General features: G+C 70.8%; 14 protein-coding genes and 2 riboswitches. Of the genes, 9 read left to right on the forward strand and 5 right to left on the reverse strand.

Translation table 11 applies throughout. The annotated features are described in order from the left end of the window. From OIE12_RS23320 to OIE12_RS23330, 3 genes are all read left to right on the forward strand, one after another. On the forward strand, positions 1 to 1,095 hold the full coding sequence (locus tag OIE12_RS23320; protein ID WP_329138388.1) for a PP2C family protein-serine/threonine phosphatase: 1,095 nt from the start codon (positions 1 to 3) through the stop codon (positions 1,093 to 1,095). Positions 1,096 to 1,135: 40 nt separating this feature from the next. Continuing rightward, positions 1,136 to 1,669 carry a MarR family winged helix-turn-helix transcriptional regulator gene (locus OIE12_RS23325; RefSeq protein WP_329138390.1) on the forward strand — a complete coding sequence of 178 codons (534 nt, stop codon included), beginning with the start codon at positions 1,136 to 1,138 and terminating at the stop codon, positions 1,667 to 1,669. Positions 1,670 to 1,872: 203 nt separating this feature from the next. Then, a complete protein-coding gene (locus tag OIE12_RS23330) occupies positions 1,873 to 2,595 on the forward strand; it encodes a hypothetical protein (protein WP_329138392.1) in 723 nt (240 codons plus the stop codon). A gap of 81 nt (positions 2,596 to 2,676) precedes the next feature. Here the strand turns inward: OIE12_RS23330 and OIE12_RS23335 are convergent, their stop codons facing one another. Beyond that, the gene (locus tag OIE12_RS23335) at positions 2,677 to 4,374 is read right to left on the reverse strand and encodes a chloride channel protein (protein ID WP_329142153.1); all 1,698 of its coding nucleotides are present in this window, start codon (positions 4,372 to 4,374) and stop codon (positions 2,677 to 2,679) included. A gap of 482 nt (positions 4,375 to 4,856) precedes the next feature. On the opposite strand from OIE12_RS23335, the gene OIE12_RS23340 reads away from it, so the two are divergent. Further along, the gene (locus tag OIE12_RS23340) at positions 4,857 to 5,561 is read left to right on the forward strand and encodes a DUF4396 domain-containing protein (protein ID WP_329138394.1); all 705 of its coding nucleotides are present in this window, start codon (positions 4,857 to 4,859) and stop codon (positions 5,559 to 5,561) included. A 202-nt stretch (positions 5,562 to 5,763) separates the two neighbouring features. On the opposite strand, the gene OIE12_RS23345 is transcribed toward OIE12_RS23340, so the two are convergent. From OIE12_RS23345 to gcvT, 4 genes are all read right to left on the reverse strand, one after another. Then, on the reverse strand, positions 5,764 to 7,131 hold the full coding sequence (locus OIE12_RS23345; protein ID WP_329138396.1) for an L-serine ammonia-lyase: 1,368 nt from the start codon (positions 7,129 to 7,131) through the stop codon (positions 5,764 to 5,766). A 180-nt stretch (positions 7,132 to 7,311) separates the two neighbouring features. Continuing rightward, positions 7,312 to 8,577 (reverse strand): serine hydroxymethyltransferase, encoded by a 1,266-nt coding sequence (gene glyA / locus OIE12_RS23350; protein WP_329142154.1) that lies wholly within the window; start codon positions 8,575 to 8,577, stop codon positions 7,312 to 7,314. Between the two features lie 47 nt (positions 8,578 to 8,624). Next, positions 8,625 to 9,005, reverse strand: coding sequence for a glycine cleavage system protein GcvH (gcvH, locus tag OIE12_RS23355; protein WP_329138398.1), 381 nt, complete (start codon positions 9,003 to 9,005; stop codon positions 8,625 to 8,627). Between the two features lie 198 nt (positions 9,006 to 9,203). Beyond that, positions 9,204 to 10,340, reverse strand: a complete 1,137-nt coding sequence (gene gcvT / locus OIE12_RS23360) for a glycine cleavage system aminomethyltransferase GcvT (protein ID WP_329138400.1) — start codon at positions 10,338 to 10,340, stop codon at positions 9,204 to 9,206. Between the two features lie 73 nt (positions 10,341 to 10,413). Further along, a riboswitch (glycine riboswitch) is annotated at positions 10,414 to 10,533 on the reverse strand. Next, positions 10,534 to 10,635: riboswitch (glycine riboswitch) on the reverse strand. A 253-nt stretch (positions 10,636 to 10,888) separates the two neighbouring features. Here gcvT and OIE12_RS23365 point away from each other — a divergent pair. From OIE12_RS23365 to OIE12_RS23385, 5 genes are all read left to right on the forward strand, one after another. Next, positions 10,889 to 11,554, forward strand: a complete 666-nt coding sequence (locus OIE12_RS23365) for an AAA family ATPase (RefSeq protein WP_329138402.1) — start codon at positions 10,889 to 10,891, stop codon at positions 11,552 to 11,554. 68 nt (positions 11,555 to 11,622) lie between these two features. Beyond that, complete coding sequence (locus OIE12_RS23370) at positions 11,623 to 12,396, forward strand: enhanced serine sensitivity protein SseB (protein ID WP_329138404.1); 774 nt, start codon at positions 11,623 to 11,625, stop codon at positions 12,394 to 12,396. 98 nt (positions 12,397 to 12,494) lie between these two features. Then, on the forward strand, positions 12,495 to 13,286 hold the full coding sequence (locus tag OIE12_RS23375; protein WP_329138406.1) for an enhanced serine sensitivity protein SseB C-terminal domain-containing protein: 792 nt from the start codon (positions 12,495 to 12,497) through the stop codon (positions 13,284 to 13,286). A gap of 346 nt (positions 13,287 to 13,632) precedes the next feature. After that, positions 13,633 to 14,631 (forward strand): ABC transporter permease, encoded by a 999-nt coding sequence (locus OIE12_RS23380; RefSeq protein ID WP_329138408.1) that lies wholly within the window; start codon positions 13,633 to 13,635, stop codon positions 14,629 to 14,631. A 69-nt stretch (positions 14,632 to 14,700) separates the two neighbouring features. Continuing rightward, the gene (locus tag OIE12_RS23385; protein ID WP_329138410.1) at positions 14,701 to 16,494 is read left to right on the forward strand and encodes an ABC transporter substrate-binding protein; all 1,794 of its coding nucleotides are present in this window, start codon (positions 14,701 to 14,703) and stop codon (positions 16,492 to 16,494) included. The last annotated feature ends 99 nt before the right edge of the window (positions 16,495 to 16,593 follow it).

A 16,593-nucleotide genomic window follows, 5' to 3' on the forward strand; every position in this document is an offset into this window, starting at 1 on the left:
ATGAGCGTGAACAGGCCGACGGCCGGCTCGGTGATGCTGTCCTGCATGCCGCTGGCGGCCATGGCCGTCGTGGCGGTCGCGGACGTCGTCGCCGGACCGGGCGTGGGTTTCCTGCCGCTGGTCTCGCTGGGACCGGCTTTCGCCGGCCTGGTCGGCGGATGGCGGCGCACGGCGCTGATCGGTGCGATGGCCCTCGCACTCTGTGCGGGACTCGGTCTCTACGACGGCCTGTTCGAGGGGCGCCGGGGGCTCACCGCGCTGGCGTCGGTGGCGGGAGTCACCGCCGCGGGCGTCGCGGCCGCTGTGATGCGGTCCCGCCGGGAGGCCGAACTGGCCGGCATGCGGTTGATCGCCGAGGCCGCCCAGCGGGTCCTCCTGCGCCCGGTGCAGCGGACCGCCGGCCCGCTCCAAGTGGCCGTCTCCTACACGTCCGCCGTTGCCGAGGCCCGTATCGGCGGCGACCTCTACGAGGTGGTCGCGTCGCCGCACGGCGTCCGGGTGATCGTGGGAGATGTGCAGGGCAAGGGACTGGCCGCCGTGGAAACGGCCGCGGTGGTGCTCGGCGCCTTCCGGGAAGCCGCCCATGACGAGCCCTCGCTCCTGGGGCTGGGTAAGCGCCTGGAGCGCAGCGTTTCACGGGATCCGGAGGGGGAGAAGTTCGTCACCGCCGTCCTGGCCGAGATCGGCTCCGGCGGCGAGGCGGCCGTCCTCAGCTTCGGACACCCCGCCCCGATGGTCGTATGCGCGGACGGCACCGTCCACTTCCCGCAGCCGCCGTCCTACGCACTGCCTCTGGGTCTGGGCGCCTACGCAGCCGATGACCCGGAACCGTACCGGGTCGGCTTCGTGCCGGGCGACCAGATGCTGCTCTACACCGACGGCGTCACCGAGGCCCGCGACGACACCGGTTCGTTCTATCCGCTCGCCGACCGGGCGCACCTGCTTGAGGAATCCGACGCGCACCGTGCCCTGGAGGGAGTGCGCGAGGACCTCCTGCGGCACACCGCGGGACCGTTGCACGACGACGCGGCCATGCTCCTGCTGCGCTATCACGGACACGGTCGGGGCGAGGGCGGGTACCTGCCCGGCGCCTGAACGGGCGACGATTTCGGCACGGTAGAAAGGACACATGCAGATGCCGGAACACAGGTCCCTCGAAGGGATCACCGACGATGTCGACACGGTCACCCGGGCGGTACTCACCGCTTCCCGACTGCTGGTGGCGGTCTCCGCACGGTCGCTCGCCGCGGTGGAGGAGCGGGTCACCGTGCCCCAGTTCCGGATGCTCGTCGTGCTGTCCACCCGGGGCGCCACCAAACTGGTCGCGCTCGCCGACCTGCTCCAGGTCGCGCCGTCGACGGCCATGCGCATGGTGGACCGGCTCATCGCGGCCGGCCTCGCGGACCGGCAGGCCAATCCTGGCAACCGCCGGGAGACGCTGCTGCGGCTCACGCCGGAAGGACGGCGCACGGTCGAGTACGTCACGGCCCGGCGGCGTGCGGAGATCGCCGCGATCGTCGAGAAGCTCAGACCGGTGCAGCGGCTGGCGCTCATCGAAGCCCTGGCCGCCTTCAACGAGGCGGGTGGGGAGTCCGCCGCTCTCGCCGCCGATGCCGGGGTGTTCCCCCTCGGCTGGGCGGTGGACACCGCGGCCGTACCCGAGGCTTGACGGTCGCCGGACTCCGGTCAGAAGAGGCCGGCTCTTCTGCGCCCGTCCATTTTTTGCATAGTGCAAGAGGGGTACGGATGCCAGGTTTCGCCGCCATGTGCCTGCGGGGTGTGCGGACCGAGATGGTGCGTCGGCTCCGTCCGGGGCGGTGGAACGCCTCCCCGGGACGCGCCCGAGAAGGGCACGGGAAGTGGGGGGATCACATGCGTACCTGGCGCCGGGCTCCGGCCCCCGCCGAGCGGCACGTGAGGACTCATGTCCGCTCCATGGTGTGGGGGCCGGCGGAGTTCGTGGGCCTGCCGCCGTGGTGTTTGGTCGGTGAGGGAGTCCTCGCCGGCGTGCTGGGCGCGGGAGCGGTCGTGGGCACGGCCCTCCTCGGTGCCTGGACCGGCAGACCCGCGCTCGCGAGCGGCGAGGCGGGCGTGGTGTGCGCTCTGGCGCTCGCCCTCTACCTGCTGCTGATACGGGCAGGCCGGGCACTGGTGGGCATCGTCGCCGTACTGGGCGTGTGCCTCGCTCTCCAGGCGCCTCAGGCCGCCGCGGGCGTAGTCCTCGCGGAACGGGGAGAGGTGCAGTCCGTGGTCGTGACGTCCGTACGGACCAGGGCCCAGTCACTTGATGGACGGGGCCGTTATGTCTGTTCGGTGGCGGACCGCGACGGCGTACCCCTCGCGGTCCGTATCTGGCGAGGATGCGGGCGGACCACGCGCCCCGGGGACGCGCTCGCCATCGTCCATGATCCGATGGGGCGGGTCCCTCCCCGCGGGGTCACAACCAGGGCGGGAGCAATCGGGGCGCTACGGGGCCTCGGCGGCTGGGCCACGGCTCTGGTGGTCGGGTGTGTGACCGCGGTGGTGCGGTCCTTCCGGCTGTCTCTGCCGCCCGCCCCCGTGGCCGGTGGAGACGCCGACGGAGCGGAGGGATGAACCCTTCTCTTCGCCGGTGGGCCCGCGGGTCACCGACGCCCCCGCCACCTGCCGGACGGGGACGGATGCCCTGTCCGGCCGTCATCCGTACGTCGGATGTGCCGCCGCGTCGTGCACCGCGCGCAGGGCGCTCTGGTGGCTGAGCCACCCGACCGGTCCGCCGTATGCCGGGTCGAGCACCGGCACCCCGGTGCCCGCCGATGCCAGTAGGGCGTGCAGAGCCTGGGCGAGGGGTTGGTCGACGGTGACGGGCGCGGGCGGCTCGGCGAGTTCTCCGATGCGTGCCGGAGCCGCGTCAGGCTGTTCCGCCAGGGCCTCGGCCACCGCCTGGGCGGTGACGACACCGACGTACTTCCCGGCGTCGTCGAGTACCGGCAGCGCACCGTGTCCGGACAGTCTCAGCAGGTCGGCGGCGTCCGTGAGGGCCATGGACGACGGCAGGGGCGAGGGCAGGGTCTCCATGACGGCACCGACCCGCTGGGCGCCGATCCGCGCGCCGCGGACGGGGCCTTCCATGTCGATGCCGCGGCGGCGCAGTTTGAGGGTGTAGATGGTGTCGCGGGTCAGCAGGCGGCTGGTGGCGGTTGCCAGCACGATGGCCAGCATCAGCGGCAGGATGATCGAGTACTCGCCGGTCAGCTCGAAGAGGATCACCACGGCGGTGATCGGGGCCCGGGAGGCACCCGCGAAGACGGCGCCCATCCCGACCAGCGCGTAAGCGCCCACCGCGCCGGCTGTGCCGGGCAGCAGGTCGTGGACACCGATGCCGTACGCCGCGCCGAGCATCGCGCCGATGAACAGGCTGGGCGCGAAGACGCCGCCCGAGCCGCCGATTCCGATGGTCAGGCTGGTCGCCAGCATCTTGCCCACCAACAGCAGCAGCAGGAACCCGATCGCATAGCCGCCCTCGGTGGCCCTCTCCAGGACCGGGTAGCCGACGCCGTACATCTGGGGCAGGGCCAGCAGTACCAGCCCGAGCGCCAGTCCGCCGACTGCCGGGCGAGGCCACTCCGGGCCGCGCCAGAGCCAGTCGCAGGCGTCCTCGACCAGATACAGGAAGCGCGAGAAGCCCACGCCGACCATGGCGGCGACGACTCCGAGCAGGGCGAACAGACCGTACTGGGGCAGGTGGGCGACGTGGAAGTCCGGCAGGTCCAGGAAAGCGGTGTCGCCGAAGGCCGCCCGGCCGATCACGCTGGCGGTGACGCTGGCCAGCACCGTCGCCCCGAACGCCTCCGCGCTGAAGGTGCCCAGGATCAGCTCCATGGCGAAGAAGACGCCGGCCAGCGGGGCGTTGAAGGTGGCCGCGATGCCGCCCGCAGCGCCGCAGGCGACCAGGAGCTTCATCCGTCCCTCGGTCGCCGCCGTCATGCGGCCGAGCGTCGAGCCGAGCGCCGAGCCGATCTGCACGATCGGTCCCTCGCGTCCGACCGAGCCGCCGGAGCCGATGGTCAAGGCGGAGGCCAGCGTCTTGACGACGGCGACCTTGGGACTGATCCGTCCGCCGCGCTGGGCGACGGCGAGCATGACCTCCGGTACCCCGTGTCCGCGGGCCTCCCGGGCGAACCGGTCCACCAGCGGCCCGTACAGCAGGCCGCCCACCACGGGCGCGAGGAGCACGACGTACCGGCCGAGCCACGGCACGTGCGGGTTGTCCGCACCGGTGGTGGCCGCGTAGTCGGCGTGGCCGGAGAAGAGGTGCGTGAACGCCTGGATGCACCAGCGGAAGACGACCGAGCCCGCACCCGCACCGGCTCCGATGACCACCGCGAGGAACATCGGGAGCCAGGGCGCGGAGCGCAGTCTCGCCCCTCTTCTCGCCGGGAACGGGCCGCCCGGTGCCGCACTGATCACTTGTTCCGCGTGCTTGCTGTCGATGGTCGGCCCACTGCCTCGCATTGCTTCCCCTTCCATACTTTTGCATTATGCAAAACCTGTCAAGCGGGCATCTCGCCGGGGTTTCGGTGTGGTGCCGTGGAAGGCGGTACGTCGGGCAGGGCTCGGGGCGTGGGAAGCGCGGTCGTCGCCGCGCGGGGTGGGAGCCGCGACGAGGTCGACGGCCGAGGCCCGGGCCGCCGTGCGTTCCCGTCCGGTGGTGCCGTGCTTGCTCGTCGTCGGCCGTCGGGTGTTGTCGGCGTCCTTTTCCCGGGCGACGGCCGCTCCGCCGCTCGACGGGACCTCGGCACGGTCGGCCGTGTGCCTCGCGGCTGTCCGGGGTACCTGGGTTGCCTCGTGCAGCAGCCCGTCCAGCAGGAGATCACATGGACCCACGCACGCAACCCGCCGGCTGGATCGAGACGATCGGCTGGCTGAGTCTCGGCGTTGCTTTCGCCAGTGCGCTGATCATCGCCTTCGACATCTTCGGACGCGGATACCGCCAGAAGATGTGGATCATGAATCTGGTCTTCCCGATCACCGCGCTGTACTGGGGCCCGGTCGCTCTCTGGTTCTACTTCACTCGTGGGCGGCGCGACTCCGTGCCGGTGATCGAGGAGCGGGGGCAGCCCGATCCGGGAGAAGTGCCGGGCTGGGTCGTGCAGTCGAAGGCGATCAGTCACTGTGGGGCGGGGTGCACGCTCGGTGACATCCTCGGTGAATGGCTGGTCTACGCCTCCGGCCTCGCGATCGCGGGCAAGGCCCTGTACGCGGACTTCGTTCTCGACTTCGCTTTCGCCTGGCTCCTCGGCGTGGTCTTCCAGTACTTCACTATCGCGCCGATGCGTGACGTCAGCAGGGCTCGGGGGATCTGGCTCGCGATCAAGGCCGACACCCTGTCGATCCTCGCGTTCCAGGTGGGCCTCTTCCTCGGCATGTGGGTCTATCAAGAGGTGATCTTCTCGCCGGGGCTGCCCAAGACGACGGCTGCCTACTGGATGCTGATGCAGGTGTCGATGGTGGTGGGTTTCTTCACGGCGTGGCCGGTGAACGCCTGGCTGGTCCGCGTCGGCTGGAAGGAGAAGATGTGAGCAGTCCGGTCCGGCTCACGATGTGCGCCTGTGCGTCGGGGCGGCCGATCAGCAAAGCGAGCGACGGAATGATCACGAGTTACTGCACTGTGCCGTGAGGAGCCCGGCGACAGCGGATACCTGTATCCCTGCGAGGACCCTGAGCAGGGAAGGCCCCGACAGCGCCGAAAGATACGAACGTACTGGTCAGGGCCTATGCGTCTTAGCACTCGATGATGTTGACAGCGAGCCCGCCGCGCGCCGTCTCCTTGTACTTGACCGACATGTCCGCGCCCGTGTCCTTCATCGTCTTGATGACCTTGTCCAGGGAGACCTTGTGGGAGCCGTCGCCGCGCATGGCCATGCGGGCGGCGGTGACCGCCTTCACCGCGGCCATGCCGTTGCGTTCGATGCAGGGGATCTGGACGAGGCCGCCGACCGGGTCGCAGGTGAGGCCCAGGTTGTGTTCCATGCCGATCTCGGCGGCGTTCTCCACCTGCTCCGGGGAGCCGCCGAGCACCTCGGCGAGGGCGCCGGCCGCCATCGAGCAGGCGGAGCCGACCTCGCCCTGGCAGCCGACCTCGGCGCCGGAGATCGAGGCGTTCTCCTTGAAGAGCATGCCGATCGCGCCGGCCGCGAGCAGGAAGCGGACGACACCCTCCTCGTCGGCGCCCGGCACGAAGTCCATGTAGTAGTGGAGCACCGCCGGGATGATCCCGGCCGCGCCGTTGGTCGGGGCGGTCACCACCCGGCCGCCGGCCGCGTTCTCCTCGTTGACGGCCATCGCGTAGAGGGTGATCCACTCCATCGCCAGGGTCGCCGGGTCGCCCTCCGAGCGCAGCTTGCGCGCGGTGTTCGCGGCGCGGCGGCGCACCTTCAGACCGCCGGGCAGGATGCCCTCGCGGGACATGCCGCGCGCCACGCAGGCCTTCATCACGCGCCAGATCTCAAGGAGCCCGGCGCGGATCTCCTCCTCGGTGCGCCAGGACAGCTCGTTCTCCAGCATCAGCGCGGAGATGGACAGACCCGTCTCCTTCGTCAGGCGCAGCAGCTCGTCGCCCGTGCGGAAGGGGTACTTCAGGACGGTGTCGTCCAGCTTGATGCGGTCGGCGCCGACCGCCTCCTCGTCGACGACGAAGCCGCCGCCCACCGAGTAGTACGTCCTGGTCAGCAGCTCGGCGCCGGAGGCGTCGTACGCCCACAGGGTCATGCCGTTGGCGTGGTAGGGGAGGGCCTTGCGGCGGTGCAGGACGAGGTCGTCGTCGTAGGAGAAGGGGATCTCGTGGTCGCCCAGCAGGTTCAGGCGGCCCGACTCCTTGATCGCCTCGACCCGGTCGTCGGCGCGTTCGACGTCCACCGTGCGCGGGGAGGCGCCCTCCAGGCCGAGCAGCACCGCCTTGGGGGTGCCGTGGCCGTGGCCGGTGGCGCCCAGGGAGCCGTACAGCTCGGCGCGGACCGAGGCGGCGGGGTCCAGCAGGCCCTCGTTGCGCAGCCGGCGCGCGAACATGCGGGCCGCGCGCATCGGACCGACCGTGTGGGAGCTGGACGGGCCGATGCCGATCGAGAACAGGTCGAAGACCGAGATGGCCACGGGCGGACTCCTCTGGGCGGGGTGGTGCGAGGCGGGGCCGCCGCTCCCGCGCGGGTGTGGGCGCGGGCGCGGCGGCCGGGGTCCGGGGCGCGCGGGTTGCGGCGCGCCCCGGGGGTGCGGGCGTACGACGGTGCGTGCGCCCCCACAGGGCGTACGGCGGCGCGTGCGCCCTTGGACGTACTACTTGCGCACGCCCGGGTACAGCGGGTGCGTCGCGACGAGTGCCGCGACACGCGCCTTCAACGCCTCCGCGTCGAACGACGGCTTCAGCGCCTCGGCGATGACGTCCGCGACCTCCGCGAAGTCCCGCGCCTCGAAGCCGCGCGTGGCGAGCGCGGGCGTGCCGATGCGCAGCCCGGAGGTGACCATCGGCGGACGCGGGTCGTCGGGGACGGCGTTGCGGTTGACCGTGATGCCGATCTCGTGCAGCCGGTCCTCCGCCTGCTGCCCGTCCAGCGCGGAGTCGCGCAGGTCGACCAGGACCAGGTGGACGTCGGTCCCGCCGGACAGCACGGACACGCCGTGCTCCCGGACGTCGTCCCGCACCAGCCGTTCGGCCAGGACGCGGGCGCCCTCCAGCGTACGACGCTGGCGGTCGGCGAACTCCTCCGAAGCCGCCACCTTGAAGGCGACGGCCTTCGCGGCGATCACGTGCTCCAGCGGGCCACCCTGCTGACCGGGGAAGACGGCCGAGTTGATCTTCTTGGCCAGCTCGGCCGTGGAGAGGATCACACCGCCGCGCGGGCCGCCCAGCGTCTTGTGGGTGGTCGTGGTGACGACGTGCGCGTGCGGGACGGGGCTGGGGTGCAGCCCCGCCGCGACCAGACCGGCGAAGTGCGCCATGTCGACCATCAGATACGCGCCGACCTCGTCCGCGATCCGGCGGAACGCGGCGAAGTCCAGCTGCCGGGGGTACGCCGACCAGCCGGCCACGATCAGCTTCGGCCGGGACTCCTTGGCGAGCCGTTCGACCTCGGCCATGTCGACCTGACCGGTCTCGCCGTCGACGTGGTAGGCGACCACGTCGTAGAGCTTGCCGGAGAAGTTGATCCGCATGCCGTGGGTCAGGTGCCCGCCGTGTGCGAGGTCGAGCCCCATGATCGTGTCGCCGGGCTTGAGCAGCGCGAACATCGCGGCGGCGTTGGCCTGCGCGCCGGAGTGCGGCTGCACGTTGGCGTGCTCGGCGCCGAACAGCGCCTTCACGCGGTCGATCGCGATCTGCTCGACGACGTCGACGTGCTCGCAGCCGCCGTAGTAGCGGCGGCCCGGGTAGCCCTCGGCGTACTTGTTGGTGAGGACCGAGCCCTGGGCCTCCATGACCGCGACCGGGGCGAAGTTCTCCGAGGCGATCATCTCGAGGGTGGACTGCTGGCGGTCCAGCTCGGCGTCGACCGCGGCGGCCACGTCGGGGTCCAGCTCGTGCAGTGGGACGTTGAGCAGGGACACTGAAGACTGGGCGGACTGGGGGGACAACGGTGACATGGGTGGGATCCTCAGCCGGCGATGAAGGCGGTGTACTCGTCCGCGGAGAGCAGGTCGTCCGGGGTGCCGGTGATCCGCACCTTGAACAGCCAGCCGCCCTCGAAGGGCGCGGAGTTCACCAGCGACGGGTCGCCGACCACGTCGTCGTTGACCTCGGTGACCTCACCGGTGACCGGGGAGTACAGGTCGCTGACCGACTTGGTGGACTCCAGTTCGCCGCAGGTCTCGCCCGCGGTGACGGTGGCGCCGACGTCGGGGAGCTGGACGAAGACGACGTCGCCGAGCGCGTTGGCCGCGTGCTCGGTGATGCCGACCGTCGAGACGCCGTCCACGGCGTCCGACAGCCACTCGTGCTCCTTGCTGTAGCGCAGCTGCTGGGGGTTGTCGCTCATGGCTGGATTCTCCTGTACGCGGGGAATGGGGTGGGAATGGGGGGTGTGGGGGACGGGCGTGAAGTGGCTTGAGGTACGGGTGTGGGGCGGGCGCCCGGACGTGCGCCCAGTCTCCATGTCCCGGGCGCCCGGCGCGCGCAGAACCGTGCCGGGCCGTTCCGGGGTGCTCCCGGTTGCCCTGCCTGCTCGGCTGCGTCGTTACTTGCGGCGCTTGTAGAACGGCAGCGCCACGACCTCGAACGGCTCGTGGCTGCCGCGGATGTCCACCGCGACGCCGGGGGCGCCCGGCGCGGCGTGCGCGGCGTCGACGTAGGCCATGGCGATCGGCCTGCCGAGCGTGGGGGAGGGCGCGCCCGAGGTGACCTCGCCGATCACCGTGCCGTCCGCGACGACCGGGTAGCCGGCGCGCGGCACCCGGCGGCCCTCGGCGGCCAGCCCGACGAGCACCCGCGGCGGGTTCTGCTCGGCCCGTTCGGCGGCCGCGGTCAGCGCCTCGCGGCCGACGAAGTCGCCCTCCTTGCCGAACTTGACCACCCGGCCGAGTCCGGCGTCGAACGGGGTGAGCCCGGTGGTCAGCTCGTGCCCGTACAGCGGCATGCCGGCCTCCAGGCGCAGCGTGTCCCGGCAGGACAGCCCGCACGGCACGAGCCCCGCGGACGCGCCGGCCTCGGTGAGTGCCTGCCACAGCTTCTCCGCGTCGGCGGGGGCGACGAACAGTTCGAAGCCGTCCTCGCCGGTGTAGCCGGTGCGGGCGATCAGCGCGGGGACGCCGGCGACGGTGCCGGGGAGGCCGGCGTAGTACTTCAGGCCGTCGAGGTCGGCGTCGGTCAGGGAGGCGAGGATGCCGGGGGAGGCGGGGCCCTGGACGGCGAGGAGCGCGTAGGCGTCCCGGTCGTCGCGCACCTCGGCGTCGAAGCCGGCGGCGCGTTCGGTGAGCGCGTCGAGGACGGTCTGCGCGTTGGAGGCGTTGGCGACGACCAGGTACTCCGTGTCGGCGAGCCGGTAGACGATCAGGTCGTCGAGGATGCCGCCGTCCGCGCGGCAGATCATGGTGTAGCGGGCGCGGCCGACGGCGACCGAGCGGAGGTCGCCGACCAGGGCGTGGTTGAGGACGGCGGCGGCGTCCGGGCCGGTGACGGCGATCTCGCCCATGTGAGAGAGGTCGAACAGGCCGGCCCGGGTGCGGACGGCGAGGTGTTCCTCGCGTTCGGAGCCGTAGCGCAGGGGCATGTCCCAGCCGGCGAAGTCGGTCATGGTGGCGCCGAGGGAGCGGTGCAGGGCGTCGAGGGCGGTGCGGCGGGGGGTGGCGGGGGTGCCGGGGGTGGTGCTGCTCATCGGTCGTTCTCCCGGGTGGAGGGTGGCGAGACGGGTGTGGACGGGCATCGCGGAGTACGACTGCGACTGCCTGTCCTCCCCATCTGTCATCGGAACCTGAGAGCTTCGCCGTGACCCGGTGACGGGGTCGTGGCTTGCACCTTGGGTGGGACCGCCGGGGTCGTGTCGTCGGCGGTCCGCTTTTCAGATGTGCCTCGCCCGCGCGGTAACTGGGCCTGAGAGATTCAAGGGAGTGCTTGCTCCTTCGGCGCCCCGGTCACAGCCCTCGGGCCGGGGACTCTCCCGCGCGGATTCAAACGGCCGGTATGCGGTTGGGGCGCCATCATCGCATGCGCGCGGAGCGGGAGAGCTCGGGTGGGTGGGATGCGTGCGGCGAGTGCGGGTGGGTGGGGACTGCGCGAGCGACCACGAACCACCCGCAGAACCCCACCCCCGCTCTGTAGCAGGCCTGTTGCACGAGGCGGACCTGTTGGAGAGACGCCGTGCATTACCTTTTCTTTACGCTCGGCGGGGAAGGGACTCGCATGTCCCGGAGGGAGACGATCAGGGTGGACAGGTCCACGGCGTACGGCACGACACCGGCCCTCGCACTGCCCGACCGGACAACGGTCGCGCTGCCGCCACAACCGACCGCCCCCGTCGTCCGCGACCTCCGCGACCGCGCCGGCCGCACCCCCCACGGCCTGACCTTCGCCCCCCACGACGTCGTCGTCGTCACCGGCCTCCCCGGCAGCGGCAAGTCCACGCTGATGCACCGCGCCGTACGCGGCCACCGCATCGACTCGCAGGACACCCGCGACCGCTGGGACGCCCGCACCCCCCGCCTCCTCCCGTACGCCGTCTACCGCCCCCTCGTCCGGCTCGCCCACTACGCCGGACTGCGGCGCGCGGTCCGCGCCGGCGGCGGCGTGGTCGTGCACGACTGCGGCACGCAAGCCTGGGTGCGCGGCTGGCTCGCCCGCGAGGCCCGCCGCCGCGGCGGCGCCCTGCACCTGCTGATCCTCGACGTCGGCGCCGACCAGGCCCGCGCGGGCCAGCGCGAGCGCGGCCGGGGCGTCTCGCCGTACGCCTTCCTCCGGCACCGCAGGGCCGCGCGACGGCTGCTGCGCGCGGTCGAGCGCGGCACGCTCCCCGAGGGCTGCGCCTCCGCCACGCTCCTGGACCGCCCCGCCGCGGACGCCCTGCGCAGGATCGAATTCGAGGGCGACCGGTAACCCCACCGGGGGATAAGGTTTCGTGCCGGAACGGCACACACCGGCAGGGCAGGGCGGTAGAGACACACATGGACATCCCGGCACAGGCGCACCCGCAACCCCACCCCCACGGCGGCTGGCCCGGCAACGAGCTGGAGGAGGTGCTCTCCGCCTCCCTCGGTGTGCCCTCCGCCGGCGCCCGCATCGTCGAGGTGCTGACCCGCAGCTTCCTCTGGGTCCCGCTCCCCAACGGCCGCGGCGCGCACGGCGGTCCGCTCGACCTGCCCACCCTGGAACTGGACGGCCAGGTCTACGTCCCCGTCTTCAGCTCCGAGGAACAGTTCCGCCAGGTCGTCGGCGCGCACATGGGGTTCACCATCGCCCCCGCCGTGGAGTTCGCGCGCGGGCTGCCCCCGCAGGTGGGCCTCGCCGTCAACCCGGACGGCGTGCTCGGCATCCCGCTGCCGCCCGACGCCGTGGCCGAACTGTGCCGGGGCGGCCGTACGCCGCTGGACGGCCCCGCCTCCGGCGGCCGCGTCCGGCTGTTCGAGCCGGACTGGCAGGACGACCCGGTGGACCTCCTCGCCGCCGCCTCCGCCGAGTTCGCCGCGACCGGCATCGTGCTCTCCGCCCGCCGCTGCCTGGCCGCGATCGAGACGGCCGACCCCGTCATGTTCGTCGGCGTCGAACTCGCCTCCCGGGACCCCGAGGCGCACACGGTCCCCCTGGACGCCCTCGGCCGCGCCCTGGCCAAGGCCCCCGTCGCCACCCCCGTCAACATGGTCTTCCTGGACGCCGCCCAGGACCCCGTCTGCGACTGGCTGAGGGAGAACGTCCGCCCCTTCTACCAACTGGGCTACTGACAGCGCCCCGTGAAGGGCCGCGCTCCCCGACCCACCCCCCAGCCGTCGGCAGACCTTAAGCTGTCCCCAGCCAATGTCTCGCGAAGGGGCGGTAGAAGGTGAGCGCGTCGGGCACGGCCGCGGCCGGGCAGGTCGAGCACATGCTGCGCCAAGTCACGCCCGGGCGTTACGACGCCTACGAGGCGCTGCTCCGCGCGCTCGCGGCGCCCTCTTCCGGCCATCTCTGGATGCTGCTGTGGCAGGGACGGACCGGCTCGCCCGACGCCCAGTACGGGACGATGGAGGTCGGCGGCTTCCCGTACGCCCCCTGTGTGACGTCCGCGCAGGAGCTGTCGGCCAGCGGCTGGAACCGTTCCTACGAGGTGGTCGACGGCCTTGAGGCGGCCCGCGCCCTCTACCCCGACCACTACGGCCTGTGGCTCAATCCGCACGCCCCCGGCGGCGGCGTCGGCGTCCCCTGGCTGGATCTGCGCCGGATCGCCACGGGGCTGGACAGGCAGCCGGCCGGACCGCTGCGGATGAGTGAACCGGCCATCGAGATCCCGCAGTTCTACGCCCTGCTCACGCAGAACGCGCACCGCACCCCCGCGGTGCGCGCGCTGCGCCGCGCCTGGGTGCAGCCCGCGCTCGGCGCGCCGTACCTCGCCATCGGCCTGGACGTCTACGAGGCCTCGCCGCCCGCGGTGGACGCGGTGCGCACGATGATGCGGCAGTCGGTCGTCGCCGTGCCGGACGGGCTGCCCGTCTCCACCGTCGCGCTCTCCGACCCGCACGATCCCGTCGCGATGTGGCTGCGCGCCCGGGCCCGGCCGTTCTACGACCGCGAGGCCCACGCCCCGGCCGGTGCGCCCGCCTCCGGCTACGGCTACCCGCACACGCCCGGATACTGAGACACGCGTACGCTGCCGCGTGAAGGCTGCTCATCGTACCTTCACGTTAACTCCGTGTTTCTTCGCGCGTAGATGGCAACGGAAGGATCGGTTCCGTTCGGCTATCGGGTCCCATGCCCCAATTGCCCCTCGTCCGGCTCCCGTTACCCACTGTCCGCATAACGGAACACCTCAAAGAGCATCACGGTTGCGCATCCATTCACCGTCAACCCTGGCAACAGATCGCCGGAGCGTTGAAGACTCCCGCACCAGGGGAGCGTTCGCTCCCGTGTACGACGGACTGATCACGCCGCTACGAGCGGCAAGTGCGGGCCGGCTACCGCCGGTTGAGAGGGGTCCCTGCCAGATGACGGCACCATTGCACGAGCCGACCGCGGAAGCGGCTCCGAGTGCGGCCGAGGAAGCGGCGGTTCAAGGCGCCGGTACGAAGGCCGTACAGGGGCGTTCCCTGGGCCGGATCGCCTGGGAGCGCCTGAAGCGGGACAAGCTCGCCCTGACGGGGGGCGTCGTCGTACTCCTGCTGATCCTGGTCGCGATCTTCGCTCCGCTGCTGGCCGGGCAGGACCCCGACGCCTACCACGAGAACCTGATCGACCCGCTGTTCGGCACCCCCACCGGGTCCCTGGGCGGCATCAGCGGCGACCACCTCCTCGGTGTCGAGCCCGTCAACGGCCGCGACATCTTCGCCCGCATCATCTACGGCTCCCGGATCTCGCTCCTCGTCGGCTTCCTGTCGGCCCTGGTGGCCGTGGTCCTCGGCACCGTCCTCGGCATCCTCGCCGGCTTCTTCGGCGGCTGGGTCGACGCCGTCGTCAGCCGCGTCATGGACGGTCTGCTCGCCTTCCCGCAGCTGCTGTTCATCATCGCCCTGGTCTCGGTGATGCCGAACAACATGCTGGGCCTGTCCGGCACCGGCGTGCGCGTGTTCGTGATGATCCTCGTCATCGGCTTCTTCGGCTGGCCGTACATCGGCCGTGTGGTGCGCGGCCAGACGCTGTCCATGCGCGAACGCGAGTACGTCGAGGCGGCCCGCTCGCTGGGTGCCGGCCGCTTCTACATCCTGTTCAAGGAGCTGCTGCCCAACCTGGTCGCGCCCATCATCGTGTACACGACGATGATGATCCCGACCAACATCCTCACCGAGGCGGCGCTCAGCTTCCTGGGCGTGGGCGTCAAGCCGCCCACCTCCTCCTGGGGGCAGATGCTCTCCACCGCGATCGACTACTACGAGTCGGACCCCATGTTCATGGTGGTCCCCGGCGTGGCGATCTTCATCACCGTCCTTGCCTTCAACCTCTTCGGCGACGGCGTGCGTGACGCGCTCGACCCGAAGGGTTCCCGCTGAACTGCCGTACCCCCTACTGAGGTTCGCGAATTGTCCGCGAGCCGATTGACATCCGGAGGATCCGAGATCGTGACTACCCAACGCACCACAGGGCGGCGCAAGCAGGCGGCGGCCGCCGCGATCGCGGTCGCCGCGCTGCTGAGCACGGCGGCGTGCGGCGGCAACGACGACAGCGACGGCGGTTCGAAGAGCGGCGCGGCCGGTTTCGACGCGGCCAACAACAAGGTCGCCCAGGCCTCGCTGGCCAAGAAGGGCGGCGAGCTCAAGTTCGCCAGCGTCCAGGACGCCGACTCGTGGGACACCACCCGTGGCTACTACGGCTTCATGTGGAACTTCTCCCGCTACTACAGCCGTCAGCTGCTGACGTACAAGACGGAGCCGGGCACCACGGGCGCCGAGCTGACCCCCGACCTCGCCGCCGACATGGGCAAGGTCTCGGACGACGGCAAGACCTACACCTTCACCCTGCGTGACGGCGTCACGTGGGAGGACGGCAAGGCCATCACCGCCCAGGACATCAAGTACGGCATCGAGCGCCAGTGGGCCCAGGACGTGCTGTCCGGCGGTCCGGTCTACATGAAGGACGTCCTCGACCCCAAGGGCGAGTACAAGGGCCCCTACAAGGACAGCTCCAAGGACCACCTGGGTCTGAAGGCGATCGACACGCCGGACGAGAAGACCATCGTCTTCCACCTGCCGAAGGCCAACTCGGACTTCCTCCAGATGCTGGCGCTGACCTCGTCCTCGCCGGTCCGCCAGGACAAGGACACCAAGTCCAAGTACGGTCTGCACCCGTTCTCCTCGGGCCCGTACAAGTTCCAGTCCTACGCGCCCGGCAAGAACCTGATGCTGGTGCGCAACACCAACTGGAAGGCCTCCTCGGACCCGGTCCGCAAGGCCTACCCGGACAAGGTCAGCATCAAGTTCTTCACCAACGCCAACGACCTGGACTCGCGTCTGATCAACGGCGACTACGACATCGACCTGGCCCAGACCGGTCTGTCCCCGCAGGGCCGCTCCACCGCCCTGAAGGAGCACAAGGCCAACGTCGACAACCCGGTCTCCGGCTACATCCGTTACGCGGTCTTCCCGCAGAACGTGAAGCCGTTCGACAACGAGCACTGCCGCAAGGCCGTGATCTACGGCGCCGACCACGTCTCCCTGCAGACCGCGCGCGGCGGCCCGCAGGCCGGCGGTGACATCGGCACCAACATGCTCCCGCCGTCGGTGCCGGGTGCCGAGGGCCAGAAGTACGACCCGTACAAGCTGGCGACGGACAACAAGAACGGCAACGTCGAGAAGGCCAAGGAAGAGCTGAAGGCCTGCGGCAAGCCGAACGGCTTCAAGACCACCATCGCGGTCCGCAACAACAAGCCGGTCGAGGTGGCCACCGCCACGTCGATGCAGGCCTCGCTGAAGAAGGTCGGCATCACCGTCGACATCGACCAGTACGACGGCTCGCAGACCGCCGGCATCATCGGCAGCCCCTCGAACGTGAAGAAGAAGGGCTACGGCATCATCATCATGGGCTGGGGCCCGGACTTCCCGTCCGTCCAGGGCTTCGGTCTGCCGCTGTGGGACAGCAAGTACATCCTCGAGAGCGGCAACAACAACTTCGCCATGATCAAGGACAAGGCGATCGACGGACTCTTCGACGACTACAACAAGACGCTCGAGGACTCCAAGAAGGCCGAGATCGCCACGGAGATCAACCACAAGGTCATGGAGGGCGGCTACTACCTGCCCTTCGTCTTCGAGAAGTTCATCAACTGGCGCGGTTCGAACGTGGCCAACGTGTACACGACGGGTGCGTACAGCGGTATGTACGACTTCGTCAACATGGGCCTGAAGTCCACGAAGTAAATCCCGGCACACCCGCCGAACGGCACGAAAGGCAGGTGAAGGCCGGCGCGGCGTGACCGCGGGCCGCCGGAAGACCTCCGGCGGCCCGCGGTCCGCGGC

The sequence above is a fragment of the Streptomyces sp. NBC_00670 genome (assembly GCF_036226765.1).
Taxonomy (GTDB): domain Bacteria; phylum Actinomycetota; class Actinomycetes; order Streptomycetales; family Streptomycetaceae; genus Streptomyces.

Bases quoted from the DNA above. Each gene is read 5' to 3' on its own strand.
- OIE12_RS23335 (WP_329142153.1), bottom strand. From the start codon at position 4,374: ATGTTCCTCGCGGTGGTCATCGGAGCCGGTGCGGGTGCGGGCTCGGTC.
- OIE12_RS23330 (WP_329138392.1), top strand. From the start codon at position 1,873: ATGCGTACCTGGCGCCGGGCTCCGGCCCCCGCCGAGCGGCACGTGAGG.
- OIE12_RS23370 (WP_329138404.1), top strand. From the start codon at position 11,623: ATGGACATCCCGGCACAGGCGCACCCGCAACCCCACCCCCACGGCGGC.
- OIE12_RS23380 (WP_329138408.1), top strand. From the start codon at position 13,633: ATGACGGCACCATTGCACGAGCCGACCGCGGAAGCGGCTCCGAGTGCG.
- OIE12_RS23325 (WP_329138390.1), top strand. From the start codon at position 1,136: ATGCCGGAACACAGGTCCCTCGAAGGGATCACCGACGATGTCGACACG.
- OIE12_RS23320 (WP_329138388.1), top strand. From the start codon at position 1: ATGAGCGTGAACAGGCCGACGGCCGGCTCGGTGATGCTGTCCTGCATG.
- gcvH (WP_329138398.1), bottom strand. From the start codon at position 9,005: ATGAGCGACAACCCCCAGCAGCTGCGCTACAGCAAGGAGCACGAGTGG.
- gcvT (WP_329138400.1), bottom strand. From the start codon at position 10,340: ATGAGCAGCACCACCCCCGGCACCCCCGCCACCCCCCGCCGCACCGCC.
- OIE12_RS23340 (WP_329138394.1), top strand. From the start codon at position 4,857: ATGGACCCACGCACGCAACCCGCCGGCTGGATCGAGACGATCGGCTGG.